Source organism: Methylorubrum aminovorans (assembly GCF_022179725.1).
Classification (GTDB): domain Bacteria; phylum Pseudomonadota; class Alphaproteobacteria; order Rhizobiales; family Beijerinckiaceae; genus Methylobacterium; species Methylobacterium aminovorans.
On the sequence record NZ_BPRC01000016.1, the window covers coordinates 15,058 to 31,165 of the forward strand.

The window sequence follows — 16,108 nt, forward strand, 5'->3', positions numbered from 1 at the left end:
GGGGTGGACGATCCCTGAAACGGCGAGGGCCGCCCCTCTGGAGGGCGGCCCTGCCGGTGTAACCTGTTCGGATCGATCAGCCGCCGATGCGGCCGGCGAGCGTCGCGGAATGGGCGTGCTCGTCGGCGATGTAGGGCAGCGCTTGGTTGGCGAAGGTGCGGCCGGCGGCGCTGTCGCCGTTGCGGGCGTAGCTGCTGTAGAGCGCCAGCGTGCGTGCGTCCGAACGGGCCTGCCCGTTGATGTAGGTGCGGTCAAACTCGCGGGCGGAGCGAGTCGAGCGCAGGCGTTCGAGGCGCTGCTGGCCGTTCGGGCTGAGGGCGACGCGGCGGCCGGGTTCGCCGGGGCTGTTGTCGATCAGGCCGACGCCGCCGAGCACACCGCCGACGATGCCGGTGCCGATGTTGGCGGCCAGCGTCACCGGGGCGAGCACGACGCCGATCGGGTTGTCGAGGCGAGTCGGGATGCCTTGGCTGTCGGAAACGATGCGGCCCGATGCGGTGAGCGAGGTGCCCTCAGGCAGCAGCGCCTTGGTGGTGGCCTCACGCTCGACCAGCACGCGGTTGGCGTAGTTGCGCACCCGCGGGTTGCGAGAACGTTCGAGGGCGATGCGGCTCGCCTCGATGCTCGCCGCGTCCGAGCGCAGGGCCTCGGCGCGGAACTCCCGCGTGTCGGTCGCGGCAGCGCCGATCGGCGCATCGGCACCGATCCGCAGCGGCAGGGCATCCTGGGCAAAAGCAGGCGTGGCGAGGGCGGCGACGGACAGGCCGAGGGCGGCCAAGACGGTCGACTTCATGGCGGATGCTTCCTTGAAGCTCGTGCTGGGAGTGTCGTTGGGGCCGGCGCTCCTCAAGGAGCGGGGTCGCGGCCTCAACTTGTGCGGTGCATGCATGTTCCGGCAGCGCACCATCCTGTGATCACAGGTCCCAGGCTGCGACGTTTGAGCCTCCCGTCGAGGGAATGGGGTTGAAAAACCACTGGCGAAACAACGCCGAGCGGCTGCTTCTGCAGCCGAAACACCAACGGCGTGGACTTGTTAAGCGGGGTGTTTTCCTGCTTCGCCCTTCGGGCCGATATGCTTCGAATGCAAATCTCGAGCGGCCAGCTTCCGGTCGTCGCCGAGATCGATCACGACGATCTCGGGCGGGATCCCGAAGCGCACCGGGGCGATGCTCATGCCGAGGCCGCCCGAGACGATCAGATCCGCCTGCTCGCGGACGTGGCCGTAAGCGAAGCGGTTCTTGTAGCGAGAGGGCACCACCGGCGCGTAGCCGAACACGCGCACCTGCCCGCCATGGGTGTGGCCCGAGAGCGTGAGGGCGATCCGCGGCGGCACCTGCGGGAAGATGTCGGGCTCGTGCGCCAGCAGGATCGCGGGCGCGCCCTCTGGGATCTGGGCGAGCGTCCCCGGCAGGTCATCGACGCCGATCCGGGAATGGCCGCGCTTCTTTCGGCTCGGCAGAAAGGCGAGCTGGTCGCCGAGGCCTGCGAGCCAGACCTCGTGCCCTCGCACCGAGAGCGGCACCGCCTCGTTCTGAAGCACGCGGATGCCGTTGCGCCGCAGGGCCTCGCCCGCGATCGTCGGCCCGCTGCCGCGCGCCTGGGCCGAGCGGTCCTCCCACCAGTCGTGATTGCCGAGAATCGCGTAGGCACCGAGCGGCGCTTTCAGCCGTCCCAGGACCGGCCCCCACTCGGCGGCATCGACGTACCGGGTCACGAGGTTCATGCCGGACACGTAATCGCCGAGCAGCACCGTCACGTCGCCGCTCAGGGCGTTCGCGGCGGTGACGATCCCCTCGATGCGTCCGGCGGACATCCACGGCTCGCAGGCATGGATGTCGGACAGCGCGACGATCCGCAGGCTCAGGCCCTCCGGCCAGGGGCCGAGCGGCCGGAGCCGGTAGCGGGTGACGGTGAGGCGCATCGGCTCGATGCCGACGGCGTAGGCGCCCGTGCCGGCGCCGGTCAGCGCCGTCGCGCCGAGGCCGATCAGCACCGTGCGGCGGGTGACGGAGACGGGCGACATCTTGCGCGAGGTCGTGCGATCGACCGCCTCAGGCATCCGGGTCGTCGCTGCCGCCGAACAGGCCGAACTGGGTGCTCGGATCGCGCCGGGGCTCGGCGAAGCCCATGTGCCGGAAGGCGTGCGGCGTCAGGACCCGGCCGCGCGGGGTGCGCTGCACGAAGCCCTTCTGGATCAGGTAGGGCTCGATGATGTCCTCGATCGCGTCACGCGGCTCGGAGAGCGCGGCGGCGATGGTCTCGATCCCGACCGGGCCGCCGCCGAACGAGGCGGCGATCAGGGTGAGATACTTGCGGTCCATCACGTCGAGGCCGACGGGATCGACGTCGAGCATCTGCAGCGCCCGGTCGGCGATGGCGCGGCTCACCGTCTGCGCGTCCTCGACGATGGCGAAGTCGCGCACCCGTCGCAGAAGGCGACCGGCGATGCGCGGCGTGCCGCGGGCCCGCTTGGCGATCTCGTTGGCGCCCTCCTCCGACATGCCGAGGCCGAGCACCCGCGCGCCGCGCCGGACGATGAGTTCGAGCTCGTCGATCTCGTAGAATTCGAGCCGGATCGGGATGCCGAAGCGGTCGCGCAAGGGCGTAGTGAGGAGACCCGCGCGGGTGGTGGCGCCGACGAGGGTGAATTTCGGCAGCTCGATCTTCACCGAGCGGGCGGCCGGCCCTTCGCCGATGATGAGGTCGAGCTGATAATCCTCCATCGCCGGGTAGAGGATCTCCTCCACCGCCGGGTTGAGGCGGTGGATCTCGTCGATGAACAGGACGTCGCGCTCCTCCAGATTGGTGAGCTGCGCGGCCAAGTCGCCTGCCTTGGCGATGACCGGACCGGAGGTCGAGCGGAAGTTCACCCCGAGTTCGCGGGCGACGATCTGGGCGAGCGTCGTCTTGCCCAGGCCCGGCGGGCCGACGAAGAGGACGTGGTCGAGGGCCTGGCCGGTCTTCTTGGCCGCCTCGATGAAGATGTTCATGTTGGCGCGCGCCGCCCGCTGGCCGATGAACTCGCCGAGGCTCAAGGGGCGGATCGACTGATCGACGTCGTCCGCCCTGCGCTCGGGGTTCAACAGGGTCTTGCCGGGCTTCGAGGGTCTGTCTTCGCTCACGGGGGTCTCGCGGGGCGGCGTCTGTCCTCGCGTTTTGCACATCCCGCGCGCCGGGGCCACCGCGGTTGATCGGCTCCGGAGAGCGGGGGCGACGTGCCGCGGCACACGCCACGCGGGAGGGTGTCAGCGAGTTGGTAACCAACACCGCCGATGATCGCCGCGTGCTCCCGTCGAGAACCGCGATGCCGAACGTTTCCCTCGCCCCGCGCGGGCCCCGCCGTGCCCGGCTCCTGGGCGGGACCGGCGCGGCGTTGGCCCTTCTGCTCTCCGCCCCGCTCCGGGCCGAGCCGACCCCCGCGCCCGAACCGCAGCCCGATTCTCGCATCAACCTGCGGATCGAGCCGAAGGCCGAGAAGGCGGCCGAGCCGAAGCGCGAACTGAGGGCCGATCCCAAGGCGGAGCCGCGCGCGGAGAAGGCGGAGAAGGCGGACGCCAAACCCGACCCCAAAGCCGATCCGAAGCTGGAGCGCCCGACCGCCGATACGGTGGCCGTTCCGACCGAGGCGCCATCGGCGAAGAAGGCCTCGCGCGAATTGCCGCCGGTCGTCTACGCCCGCGTCTCCGAGGATCCGCTGCCGACCTACACGGCGCAGACCTTCATGGACACGATGCGCGCCGCCGAGCGCTATCAGGTCTATGCAGAGGCCGGCGGCTGGAAGACCCTGCCCGCCGACTTCGCCCCGAAGCCCGGCGACAGCCACCTGGCCATTCCCTCGCTTCGCCATCACCTGACGCTGACCGGCGACCTCCCCGCCGACGCGCCGCCTTCCGACCGCTTCGATCCGCCGCTGGTGGCCGCCGTGAAGGCGTTCCAGGCCCGGCACGGCCTGCCGGATGCCGGCATCCTCGGCCGCCTGACGCTGAACGCCCTCAACGTGCCGGCCGATGTGCGCCAGCGGCAGCTGCGCGCCTCGGCGCAGCGGCTCATGGGCTCGAATTTCGGCTTCGGCGAGCGCTACGTCACCGTGAACATCCCCTCCGCCACCGTCGAGGCGGTGGAGAACGGCACCGTCACACGCCGCTTCGTCGCGGTGGTCGGCTCGCCCGACAAGCAGACGCCCGCGGTCGAGACCCGCATCACCGACGTCAATCTCAACCCGACCTGGACCGTGCCCGTCTCGGTGATCCGGAACGAGATCATCCCGACGATGCGCAAGAACCCTGGCTATCTCGCCAAGAACCGCATCCGCATTCTCGGGCCCGGCGGCGTGGAGGTCGATCCGGCCACGATCGATTGGAACACGCAGAAGGCCGTGAACTACACGCTGCGCCAGGATTCCGGCCTCGACAACTCGCTCGGGCAGATCCGCATCGACATGCCGAACCGGCACGCGATCTACATGCACGACACCCCCTCGAAGTCGCTGTTCGCGGGATCGGTCCGCTTCCACTCGCACGGCTGCGTTCGCGTGGGTCAAGTGAAGGAGTTCGCTGCTTGGCTGCTCCAGGGCACCGAGGGGCCGAACGGCGCCGGTTCGACCTGGGGGCCGATCGAGATCGAGACCGCCATCGCCGGCGGCGAGCGGCGCGACGTCAAGCTCGTGAAGCCGACGCCGGTCGCCTTCGTCTATCTCACCGGCTACGCGACCCCGGACGGCCGCGTGCATTTCCGCGACGACATCTACGGCCTCGACACGCCGCCGGCCCCGGCGGCCGCAACGCCTCCGGCACAGGACGTCACCACCACGGGCGCCATCACGCCGCGCGCACCGCTGCCACGCTCGCCGGCCGCGAGCGTAGCGCCGGCTCCGCCACCGGCCGCAGTACAGGGCCTGTCCGCCAAGCCGGCCTCCGCCAAGCCCGCTCCGTCGAGGCCGGCGGCGGCCAGGGACGTTCCCACGGCTCCCGCGCCCGCCACGCTGCCGCCGGCCACCGCCCAGCAGAAGCCGCAGGCCCGCAGAACCGCGCCGCCGGTGCGCAGTCCGGACGGCGAACCGGCCCTCCTGCCGCCCGGCCTCGTCGGCGGGCGCGGTTGAAGCGGATGCAATGGAGGGCGCTTCGCCCTTTCGGCATCCCATCCACAGCAGCGCAGGCATGCGGGGCGGAACAAAGCCTCCCGCTTCCTCATTCTGCCGATCGAGTGCCGGCGCGGTTGTCGCCGGCTGAAATTCGGTTGCAGAATGTCAGGAACACCCCCCATGGCCAAGGCTAAGCTGCGCGTCGCCAGCGATCGGCTCAACACCCCGACCGACCTCGATCCGAACGACGTCAAGAAGATCTCCGAGGGGCTGACCGTCCTCCTGTCGGACCTCTTCGCCCTGTACATCAAGACCAAGAATTTCCACTGGCACGTCAGCGGACCGAACTTCCGCGACTACCACCTGCTGCTGGACGAGCAGTCCGAGCAGATCTTCAGCATCATCGACGCGGTGGGTGAGCGCGCCCGCAAGATCGGCGGCACCACCCTGCGCTCGCTCGGCCAAGCCGACCAGATGAAGCGCGTGCCCGACAACAACGCGGATTACGTGAGCCCGCTCGAGATGCTCAAGGAGCTGCGCGACGACAACAAGGCGCTGACCGCCAACATGCGCGAGCTGCACGCCGTCACCGACGAGGCCAATGACGTCTCGACCACGAGCCTTCTTGAGGAGTGGATCGACCAGTCGGAGGAGCGCACGTGGTTCCTGTACGAGTCGACCCGCGAGGCGACCGAGAGCGGCCACTGATCCATCGTCCGGCGTTTGATACGGTTTCCGCTTCATTCAAGCGGGGATCGGATCAGCAAGCCTGCGCGGTGCTTCAGTCAAGCCAAATCCGCCATCCCGAAGGGATCAACCGGATTTGATACGATTGCCGGTATGCCGCCGGCCCGCGAGGGCCGGCGGCTTTTTTCGATGGGAGCAGAGTCGGCGCGTTGCGGTTTTGGTGGCTCCCGGTCGATCGGTTCGGGCTTCGCTCCACTCCGACATCGCTTCGCTGACGCTCGCGTCGGCAGGAAAAGAACCGAAGCGGTCACACCGAGGGGCCGGAGAGGCCTCGGCTATCCCCCGACCTTCAAGATCGCCGTCACCAAACTCGGATCGTCCGGCATCGGCCTCTCCTCGAAGCCGAGGTGGCGGCAGACCGCGCGCATCGCACGGTTCTCGGCGAGCACGCTCCCCTCGACGCAGCCGATGCCTTCGGCCCGTGCCCAGTCGATCATCATCCGCATCAGCGCAACGCCGAGGCCGGTCCCCTTGATGTCGGAGCGCACGAGGATGGCGAATTCGCCGGTATCGTGATTGGCATTGGCGTGCAGGCGCACCGCGCCGAGCATCCGCCGACCCTCCTCCGCCGCCTCGTCGATGGCGACGAAGGCGATCGCGCGGGAATAGTCGAGCTGCGTCAGCCGCGCGAGGAAGACGTGGCTGAAGTCGCGCACCGGGGCGAAGAAGCGCAGGCGCACGTCCTCCGGGTCCACCTGCGCGAAGAAGCTGCGGAACATGTCCTCGTCGTCGGGCCGCACCGGCCGGACATGCACAGACCGCTCCCCGACGGTCAGCCGTCGCTCCCAGTCGGACGGATAGGGGCGGATCGCGAACCGCGGATGCCAGTTGCCGCGGCGGCGCTCCGAGGGGGGCGGCTCCGGCGCGATGCGCACGCGCGCATCGAGGGCAACGGCGCCGTCGGCATCCGCGAGCAAGGGGTTGATGTCGAGCTCGCGCACCGCCGGCAGGTCGGCGGCGAGCTGGGCGAGCTTCACCAGCAGCAGCGCGATGGCCTGTAGGTCAGCCGCCGGGACGTCGCGATAGGCTTCGAGCCGCCGGGCGACGCGGGTGCGGCCGATCAGCTCGCTCGCGAGCGCGAGGTCGAGGGGCGGCAGCGCGAGCGCGCGGTCGTCGATCACCTCCACCGCCGTGCCGCCGCGGCCGAACACGACCACGGGGCCGAAGACCGGATCTTCGGCCAGACCCGCGATCAACTCCCGTCCCTGCGGTCGCCGCATCATCGGCTGCACGGCGAAACCCGCCACCCGGGCGTCGGGCCGCAATTCCCGGACCCGCGCGATCATCGCGTGTGCCGCCTCGCGCACATCGGCTTCCGAGGTAAGGCCGAGGCGCACGCCACCGACCTCCGACTTGTGCACCACGTCCGGCGAGACGAGCTTGAGCACCACCGTGCTGCCGCCGGCGATCAGCGGCCACGCGGCCGCCGCGGCCCCGTCGGGATCGGGGGCGAGCGTCACCGGCACCGAGACGATCCGGTAGGCGGTCAGCAACTCGGTCACCGCGTGCGGGTCGAGCCAGGTGCGACCCTCGGCCAGAGCTCCCTCCACGATCCGGCGCGCGGCGGCGACGTCCGGCGAGAAGTCGCGCGGCAGGGCGTCCGGCGTGCGCATCAGGTCGTTCTGGGCCTCGCGGTAGCGCACGAGATGCAGGAAACCCTCGACCGCGTCGGCATCGGTGGCGAAGAGCGGGATATTGGCGTCGGCGTAGATCGACCGGATCGCCTCGTCCTCGCCGATCGACACGGCGAAGACCGGCTTGCGGCGCCCGGCCTTGCGGGCCTTGGAGACTGTTCCGGCCACGGTCTGTGCCACATCGCGGCTGCCCGCCCGCGCGGTCGGCACATGGACCGCGACGATGGCGTCGCTGTCGCGGCCCGCCAGCAGCGGTTCGAGGGCGCGGACGTAATCCTCCGGCACTGCGTCGATGCCGAGATCGAGGGGGTTCGCGTGCCGTCCGTGCCGCACGGATGCGAGGGATTCGAGCGTCGCCTCCGCCGGCGTCGCCAGCGTGCCGCCGCGATCGGTGAGATGATCGGCGGCGAGCGCCCCGATGCCGCGCCCGTTGGAGACGATCATCAGCCGGTTGCCAGGGAAAGGCCGCTGGCGCCCCAAGGTCTCCACGGCGGAGAACATGGCGTCGAGGCCGTCCACGGCGAGCAGTCCCGCCCGGCGGAAAGCGGCCTCGTAGACGGCGCCGGGTCGGGCGAGCGCACCCGTATGGGTCTCCGGCTGGCGGCCCGGCGCCTCGTGGCGGCCGGTGCGCAGCACCACCACCGGCTTGGCACGGGCCGCCGCCCGCGCGGCCGTCAGGAATTTCCGCGCATCCGCGACATGGTGCAGGGACAGGATGATCGCACGGGTGTGATAGTCCTCGGCGAAGTAATCGAGGCAGTCGGCGATATCGACATCGGCCGAGCGCCCCAGCGTCATCACCGCCGAGAAGCCGACGCCGTGCCGCCAGCCCCACTCGGCGATGGCCGAGGCGACGGTGCCGGATTGCGAGATGAGGGCGAGGTCCCCTGGCTTCGGCGGCCGTGCGAGCAAACTCGCGTTCAGGCCGCGCTCGGGCACGCTCAGTCCGATGCTGTCGGGGCCGATCAGCCGCAGGCCGTGCTGCCGCGCCGCCGCCTGGGCCGCGCCGACGGGAGCCGCTTCGCCGTGGCCGAGATGGGCTGACAGGATCACCGCCGCGGCGGCGCCGATCCGGCCGGCCTCCTCGACGATCGCCGGCACCGCGTCCGGGGGCGTCGCGACCATGACGAGATCGGGCGGCTCGGGCATGTCGGCGAGGCGGGGGCTGCACGGCAGCCCGTCGACGCTGGCCTCGCGCGGATGGACGGGAACGATCTCGCCGGTGAACCCGCCGGCGCGCAGGCCGTCGATGATCGCCCGGCCGACGGAGCCGGGCCGGTCGCCCGCCCCCACCACGGCGATGCGGCGCGGCGCGAGCAGAGCCTCGAATCGATAGGTGCTCATGGGCCGCCTATAGCATCCCGAGGCGAAAGACCGAGTGTCAAACGGTTGATAACGGACTCAACCGGCCTTGCGGGCAGCCGTCGGCGATGAATCGCGCGCGGCGAGAGTACAAAGATCGCGGACTGCTCGAACACCATCGGCCAGTGCTCGCACTCGGCGAGCAGGCGGGCGGCGGCGAACGTCGGGTGCTGCATTCGGGCGACCTTTGGAGGGTGATCCATCCCTGTTTCGCCGGCTGGCTCCTGGGACTAGTGTCGCGTCGCGGTCTGCCCTGACCTGTTGTTCCAACCGCGCCAGACCGAGCCCATTCGGGGCTTTCGTCAGGTTCGCTTTTGATCCGAGGAGTTGTCCGTGCCGTCTTTCGCGACCCGCCAAGCGATGGTCGAGGCGATGCGCCGGATGCTCGATCTCGGCCTCAGTCAGGGGACCTCGGGCAATCTCTCGGTTCGATCCGGTGCGGGCATGCTCGTCACCCCGTCCGGGATTCCCGCCGAGCAGCTCAGTCCCGACGACCTTGTCGAGATGGATTTCGACGGGCGCTGGAACCATCCGCTCGCCCCCTCCTCCGAATGGCGGTTCCATCGCGACCTCCTCGCGGCGCGGCCCGAAATCGGCGCTGTGGTCCATGCGCATCCACCCTACGCCACAGGCTTTGCGATCTGCGGTCGTGAGATCCCGGCGGTGCATTACATGATCGCCATGGCAGGCGGACCGACGATCCGGTGCGCCCCCTACGCGCCCTACGGCACGCAACCACTTTCGGACTTTGCCCTCGAAGCCCTCGAAGGCCGCAGTGCCTGTCTGCTCGCCAATCACGGAATGATTGCCACCGGGCCCAACCTGTCGAAGGCCATGTGGCTTGCCGTCGAAGTCGAGGCCCTGTGCCGCCAATATGCCATCGCGCTGCAGGTCGGCACGCCCCTGATCCTGTCCGATGCCGAAATCGCGGAGACGGTGGAGCGTTTCCGCTCCTACGGCCCCCGAGAGAAAACGAGCCACTGAGATAGGCCGGCGCCATTGGCCGGCCGTGGTCCGGCTGCATGCAATGGTAGCGCTGATGATTATCGTTCTAATCTGTTGAACGACAAAAGGCTCGATTGCTTCACCGACGATCTAAGATCAGGCATCTGAGGGGGAGACGATTCCCCCTTTGCTTCGGCGGCGTACGGAGCGAGACGCAGTAATGGAGATGGTATAGAAGTATAATTTCGAATCATAGACAGTTGTGAAATACAGTTCTGCCCACGCTCAAGTTTTTTGCTAATCGTTCTCATGGCGCTGGAATTCAAAGAAAATACAGATACATAGCGATTTTTGCTCGCCGCAGGTGAGGTTCCGAACCTGCCGTTTCGGAGAACCTTGAGCCGAAATTCTTTTCGCTCCGAGATTGCCGACGGCATTGCAATGCAGCTATCGCGGGAGAGATGGCTTGCCCAATTCTTCCGGCCAATCTGCGCACTTTTCCTGTCTTGAAATGCCGAGTTGCATCAGATTTTGCGACGGTATTGTGGAGTTTTCAATACGACTTTTGGCGAAACTCGGCATTTAGCCTGGACAAAAGTTCAATTGATTCTCGCAAGTTCGTGAAATCCGTCTTGCGGCGGAACCGATCAAAGGTTAAGTCCTGCGTCATTCAGCGCAGTCGCTCCGTGCTCCGCAATGATCGCGTCGTCCCTGCGGCGCGTCTTGGTGACGGTGGCTTGCACATATCGGAAGGGATATTGATGATGTCGCTTGAGGAAGAATCCGCTGGCGATTACGTGACCCTGGCTGTCGATATCGTCTCAGCCTATGTGGGGAACAACTCGCTGGCCGTTGGTGAATTGCCCGGACTGATCACTTCGGTTCACGGTGCTCTTGCGCAATTGTCGGGCAAGGCTGCCGAGCCTGAGCAACCAGCCTTGACGCCAGCCGTGCCAATCCGCCGCTCGATCCAGCAAGATTTCCTCATCTGTCTTGAGGATGGAAAGAAATTCAAGTCACTCAAGCGGCATCTGCGGACGCGCTACAATCTCTCGCCCGACGAGTATCGCGCGCGATGGAACCTGCCCGACGACTACCCGATGGTCGCCCCGAGCTACGCCGCCACCCGTTCGGAGCTCGCCAGGACCATGGGGCTCGGCCAGCAGCGTCGGAAGTGGCCTGCGAAGGCTGCGCCCGAGGCTGCCCCGGAGCCGGCTCAGGACGTCTCCGCGCCGCGCCGCCGCGGCCGTGCCCGTGCGGAAGATGCCGCCTGAGCGCAGCCGTGACAGGAGCGGGATCGCGACGGCGATTAAGCGGTCGCGTCCGATCGCGGCGGCTTATCCACACGCGATGCGCCGTCCCCTCCTCGAAGATCCTCGAACGCGGTGGCGACGTTAGAAGTCAGGCAACGCGTTGAGCGGAACAGTTCCCGCGGAAACCGGGCCGGGGCTCGGCCTCTCGCGGGAACTGTGATGTCCGGCCGGTCGCCCACTGCCACGCGCCTGTTCTGGACGGTCGTCCTCGGAGGATGTGCCGTGCTCCGCTACGGGGCGCCCGCTTTCGCCGCCACGGCGGCGGCCTGTTTCGCGATCCTGCTTCATCGCCTCGATCGCCCGCGCCGGTTCCGCTCGCTCGTGCGCCGCATCGCCCGGCGTCACGCCGCGACGCTGGCGCTGAGACGCCGGCAGGAATGTTTCGTCGATGCCTACGGCAACACCATCGAGGATGGGTGGCTGCGCGAGCGCGCCTACTTCGTAGAGCGCACCGTTCTCCCGATCATCGAGGAGCGCGGTTTCGCCGATTACGTCGAGCCGCATTTCGACGCGATGGAGGCGATCGTGGAGCGAGTCGCCTGCGCGCACCCGCTGCCCGACGAGATCGACACGCCGGAGGACGGGGTCGCCTATGAGCGATACTGCGCCGAACGTCTCGGCGAGGCGGGCTGGGACGCCCGGCCGACTGGGGCGAGCGGCGATCAGGGTTGTGATGTCATCGCCGAGAAGGCGGGCGTGCGCCTCGTCGTGCAGTGCAAGCGCTACACCCGTCCGGTCGGCAACGCGGCGGTTCAGGAGGTTGCGGCGGCGGCCCTGCACTGGTCCGGCGACATGGCGGCGGTCGTCTCGAATGCCGGCTTCACGCCCGCCGCCCGCAAGCTCGCCGGCACGACCGGCGTCATACTCCTGCACCACGACGACCTCTCGACGCTGGCGCCGACCCGCCGGGCCGGCCGCCGCGTGATGACGGCGGGACGCTGAGGCGAGAGCGTCGTCCCGAAAAATGGCAGCCGGCTTTCGGGAAAAGACGATGCAAAAACAATCATCTCGGGCCTTGTCCCGAACGGTGGTCGCCATTCGGAACAAGGCCCGAAAAGGTTACTCCGCCGGCACCGGCCGGCCGGAGGGCGGCGCCACGGCCTTGCGGCGCACGGAGAGCCGCGCGGCGCGCTTGCGCCACCAGATCACCACGCCGGTCACCGAGAGCATCGCCACGACGAGCCCCATCAGCGAGATCATGATGCGCCCCGGAAGGCCGAGGATGCGGCCGGAATGGACCGGGAACTGCGCCTGCACGAAAATGTCCGCGGCGGTGCCGACCCAGGGCTGGCGGTCGCCGATCACCCGGCCATCCGCCCCGTCGAAGTAGATCGCCGCCGGCCCGACGCCCGCGGCGCCGTGATCGTCGCCGGGCTCGAAGTAGCGCGCGGTGTAGAAGCCCTGCATCGGCGTGTACGCCAGCGCGCCGACGGGTTCCTTCCAGCCACGGCGCTGGCCTTCGGCCTGCGCCGCCTCCAGAACCTGAGCGTAACTCACCCCCGGCTCGATCGGTTTGAGGGCTGAGACGAAGGGGCGGGTGTTCGACGGATCAGGTGTCACCTGCGAGACGCTCGACATCAGCGGCAGGAACACTTCCCGGTAAAGGTTGAGCGAGAACGCCGTAAAGGCGAGCAGGAACAGCAGCGCGAAGGTCCAGAGGCTGAAGGCGCGGTGCAGGTCGAAGCTCACCCGGTAGGCGCTGCCCGACGTCTTCACCTTCCAGGCCGGCTTCCAGCGCGACCACCAGCCCCGGCCGAGCTGCCGCTCGACGGACGCGGGACGCGCCGGGTTGGCGGGCTTGCGCACCGGCAGCGTCAGGTAGAAGCCGACGAAGGAATCGAGGGTCCACACCACGGCGACGATGCCGAGAAGCCAGATGCCCCAGCGTTCCTCGCCCCACATCTCCGGCAGGTGCAGGGAGAAGTGCAGCTTGTACAGGAACGAGATCAGGGTCTCGCGGGTGATCGGCCAGACCTGCCCCCATTCCCGGCGGCCGAGTTCGGCCCCCGTCACCGGGTCGAGGAAGACCTGATTGTAGCCGAGCGCGTAAAGCTTGTTCGTCGCGGCATCGACCCGTGGCGCCACGAACAGCGACAGCGACTCGCCGGGCTCGGCCGCCAGCGGGACATAGCCGACGCTGGCATGCGGCTCGCGGGCCTCGAATTGGCGCACGAGATCGAGGGCGGGGATCGCCGCACCGCGGCTCTCGACCGTGTGGAGATGCGGGTTGAGCCAGTCGTCGAGTTCGTGATCCCAGGAGATCACCGCGCCCGTGAGCCCTGCCACGAGCAGGAAGGCGGCGATCGTCAGACCCGCCCACCGGTGCAGCAGAACGAAAACGGAGCGCGCCATCAAACCCTCGAGCCTGGATCAGGGACGGCTCCGTGCCGTCTGAGAAGAAAGGCTTCCGGTCCCTCGACGAGCCCGTCCCGGTCCGGTTCAGTCCAGCTCTTCGCCCAGGCGCTGCACGACAAGCGCTGCGAGAGCGGGACCGTCGATAACGGCAGTCGCGCCGCGGCGCCAGTCCCCGGCGGCCCTTAAGGATCGCGCGCGAGAGGATCACGCGTGAAGATCCGGTGAAGGTGGGCGGCGTGCATTCCGGGTGGTTTAACAACCCTTAAACCCGCCGCATTTACGCTCTCTGACGCAAGGGGCGGACCGCCGTGCCGCAGGGCCGGCCGGCACGTTCGACGGGATCGATCCGGCGGACTACGGACGCGCGGATTCCGAGCAGGGGAGCACAGTCGCGGCAGGCTCAAGATCCCGTGCGGGATCGGCAGCCGCAGACGCATGGAACGCATGGCGCAGTCTCGCGGACGCAAACCACGCAGCGAACCCACTTTCGATATCCCGGAAGGGAGCGATCCGGGCCGCCTCGACGTGCGCCTGTCGCGCAACGACCGGTCTGCGGGCGGACAGCGCGCCTCGACCGGACGCGCGGCCCCGGCACCGAAGGCGCGTGTGCGCAAGGCGTCCGGCGGCGGTGGCCGGCGCCCGCCGCGGCGGCGCTCCTGGCTCGGTCGGCTGGTCTATGCCGGTTTCGTGCTCGGCATCTGGGCGGCGATCGGTCTCGCCGGCCTCATCGCCTACCACGCCTCGCAACTGCCGCCGATCGATCAGCTCGCCGTGCCGAAGCGTCCGCCCAATATCGCGATCCTGGCCAGCGACGGCAGCCTGTTCGCCAATCGCGGCGAGACCGGCGGCCGCGTCGTTTCGATCAAGGAATTGCCGCCCTACCTGCCCCGCGCCTTCGTCGCGATCGAGGACCGGCGTTTCTACGACCATTTCGGCATCGATCCCGTGGGCATCGCCCGCGCGATCACGCAGAACCTGACCCGGCGCGGGGTGGCGCAGGGCGGCTCGACCCTGACCCAGCAGCTCGCCAAGAACCTGTTCCTGACGCCCGAGCGCTCCGCCTCGCGAAAGATCCAGGAGGCGATCCTGGCCCTGTGGCTTGAGCACAAATACACCAAGGACGAGATCCTCGAACTCTACCTGAATCGGGTCTACTTCGGCGCCGGCGCCTACGGCGTCGAGGCGGCGGCCCAGCGCTATTTCGGCAAGCCCGCCAAGAACGTGACGCTGGCCGAGGCCGCCATGCTCGGCGGCCTGGTCCAGGCGCCCTCGCGGCTCGCGCCCAATCGCAACCTGAAGGCGGCGCAGGCTCGCGCCGCCCAGGTGCTCGCGGCCATGGAGGAGCTGGGATTTGCCAAGAGCGCCGACGCGAAGGTGGCGCTGGCCCAGCCGGCGCGCCCGGCCTCGACTCGCGGCGGCGGTTCGCCGAACTACGTCGCCGACCTCGTGATGGACGTGCTCGACGACTTCCTGCCGAAGTTCGACGAGGACATCGTCGTCGCCACCACCGTCGATGCGAGCATGCAGACGGCGGGCGAGAAGGCGCTCACCGACGAACTGAACGCCAAGGGCACCCGCTACAACGTCGCCCAGGGCGCGCTCGTCTCGATGCGTCCGGACGGAGCGATCCGCGCGCTCGTCGGCGGGCGCGACTACGCGCAGAGCCAGTTCAACCGGGCCACCACCGCCCGGCGCCAGCCGGGCTCGGCCTTCAAGCCCTTCGTCTACCTCGCCGCGGTCGAGCGCGGTCTGACCCCGGACACGGTCCGCGACGACGCTCCCGTGCGCATCGGCAACTGGGCGCCGGAGAACTACTCCCACAACTATCGCGGCCCGGTTTCCTTGCGCGAGGCGCTGGCGCTCTCGCTCAACACGGTGGCGGTGAAGCTCGGACAGGAGGTCGGCCCGAAGGCGGTGGTGCAGACGGCGCAGCGGCTGGGTATCTCCTCGCCGCTACAAGCCAACGGCTCGATCGCGCTCGGCACCTCCGAGGTGACGCCGCTCGAACTGGTGGGCGCCTACTGCGCGTTTGCCAACGGCGGCACCGGCGTGATCCCTTACGTCATCGCCAGCATCAAGAGCGCCAACGGCAAGGTGCTGTACAAGCGCGGCGAGGGCGGACTCGGCCGCGTCATCGACCCGAACGCCGTCGGCATGATGAATGCCATGATGCACGACGTCTTCACCATGGGCACGGCGAAGAAGGCCGACATTCCCGGCTGGGAGCTGGCCGGCAAGACCGGCACCAGCCAGGAATTCCGGGACGCTTGGTTCGTCGGCTACTCCGCCACCCTGGTGACGGGCGTTTGGCTCGGCAACGACGATGGCGAGCCGACCAAGCGGGCCTCCGGCGGCAGCCTGCCGGTGGAGATCTGGAAGGCCTACATGACCACGGCGCTCAAGGGCGAGAAGCCGGTCGGCCTGCCGGGCATGAACCGCTGGCGCGCGCCGAGGCCCGAGGCGGCGCCCGAGCGCGAGTCCGGCCCCGGCGGCCTGATCGGCGCGCTGCTCGGCGAACCGGAGCAGACCGCCTCCGCCCTCCCCCCACGGCCGGTCGGTCGCGAGCGGGGCCCGAGCCGGGACGACCGCAACTTCCTCGAGAAGCTGTTCGGGGTCGGCGAGTAGGCTCGGCTCACATCGCCTGACGGTGAGGATAATTCCTCCCACCGGGT

General features: G+C 68.8%; 11 protein-coding genes. 6 read left to right on the forward strand and 5 right to left on the reverse strand.

The annotated features are described in order from the left end of the window. Positions 1-76: 76 nt before the first annotated feature. The 3 genes from MFF24_RS19055 to ruvB form a co-directional block, all read right to left on the reverse strand. Positions 77-793: a DUF4142 domain-containing protein gene (locus MFF24_RS19055; protein ID WP_238226441.1), complete on the reverse strand. Its 717-nt coding sequence runs from the start codon at positions 791-793 to the stop codon at positions 77-79. 240 nt (positions 794-1,033) lie between these two features. After that, positions 1,034-2,059: a metallophosphoesterase gene (locus MFF24_RS19060; protein WP_238226443.1), complete on the reverse strand. Its 1,026-nt coding sequence runs from the start codon at positions 2,057-2,059 to the stop codon at positions 1,034-1,036. Then, the gene (gene ruvB / locus MFF24_RS19065; RefSeq protein ID WP_133088898.1) at positions 2,052-3,122 is read right to left on the reverse strand and encodes a Holliday junction branch migration DNA helicase RuvB; all 1,071 of its coding nucleotides are present in this window, start codon (positions 3,120-3,122) and stop codon (positions 2,052-2,054) included. Before ruvB ends, MFF24_RS19060 begins: the two co-directional genes overlap by 8 nt. Positions 3,123-3,304: 182 nt before the next feature. Between ruvB and MFF24_RS19070 the strand changes: the two genes are divergently transcribed. Both MFF24_RS19070 and MFF24_RS19075 read left to right on the forward strand, forming a co-directional pair. After that, positions 3,305-5,098, forward strand: a complete 1,794-nt coding sequence (locus MFF24_RS19070) for a L,D-transpeptidase family protein (protein ID WP_238226448.1) — start codon at positions 3,305-3,307, stop codon at positions 5,096-5,098. Positions 5,099-5,260: 162 nt separating this feature from the next. Further along, positions 5,261-5,788, forward strand: a complete 528-nt coding sequence (locus tag MFF24_RS19075; protein WP_108942631.1) for a Dps family protein — start codon at positions 5,261-5,263, stop codon at positions 5,786-5,788. A 314-nt stretch (positions 5,789-6,102) separates the two neighbouring features. On the opposite strand, the gene MFF24_RS19080 is transcribed toward MFF24_RS19075, so the two are convergent. After that, positions 6,103-8,805, reverse strand: a complete 2,703-nt coding sequence (locus MFF24_RS19080; RefSeq protein ID WP_238226451.1) for a bifunctional acetate--CoA ligase family protein/GNAT family N-acetyltransferase — start codon at positions 8,803-8,805, stop codon at positions 6,103-6,105. A gap of 351 nt (positions 8,806-9,156) precedes the next feature. On the opposite strand from MFF24_RS19080, the gene MFF24_RS19085 reads away from it, so the two are divergent. The 3 genes from MFF24_RS19085 to MFF24_RS19095 all read left to right on the forward strand — a co-directional run bounded on the left by MFF24_RS19085 (position 9,157) and on the right by MFF24_RS19095 (position 12,023). Continuing rightward, positions 9,157-9,807, forward strand: coding sequence for a class II aldolase/adducin family protein (locus MFF24_RS19085; RefSeq protein ID WP_238226453.1), 651 nt, complete (start codon positions 9,157-9,159; stop codon positions 9,805-9,807). A gap of 725 nt (positions 9,808-10,532) precedes the next feature. Next, the gene (locus MFF24_RS19090) at positions 10,533-11,042 is read left to right on the forward strand and encodes a Ros/MucR family transcriptional regulator (protein WP_238226580.1); all 510 of its coding nucleotides are present in this window, start codon (positions 10,533-10,535) and stop codon (positions 11,040-11,042) included. A gap of 198 nt (positions 11,043-11,240) precedes the next feature. Further along, positions 11,241-12,023 carry a restriction endonuclease gene (locus MFF24_RS19095; protein WP_238226455.1) on the forward strand — a complete coding sequence of 261 codons (783 nt, stop codon included), beginning with the start codon at positions 11,241-11,243 and terminating at the stop codon, positions 12,021-12,023. 117 nt (positions 12,024-12,140) lie between these two features. Here the strand turns inward: MFF24_RS19095 and MFF24_RS19100 are convergent, their stop codons facing one another. Beyond that, complete coding sequence (locus tag MFF24_RS19100) at positions 12,141-13,433, reverse strand: PepSY-associated TM helix domain-containing protein (protein WP_238226457.1); 1,293 nt, start codon at positions 13,431-13,433, stop codon at positions 12,141-12,143. A 447-nt stretch (positions 13,434-13,880) separates the two neighbouring features. Here MFF24_RS19100 and MFF24_RS19105 point away from each other — a divergent pair, with 447 nt between their 5' ends. Beyond that, entirely contained in the window at positions 13,881-16,061 is a 2,181-nt protein-coding gene (locus tag MFF24_RS19105) for a transglycosylase domain-containing protein (RefSeq protein WP_238226459.1), read from the forward strand. Positions 16,062-16,108 lie beyond the last annotated feature (47 nt).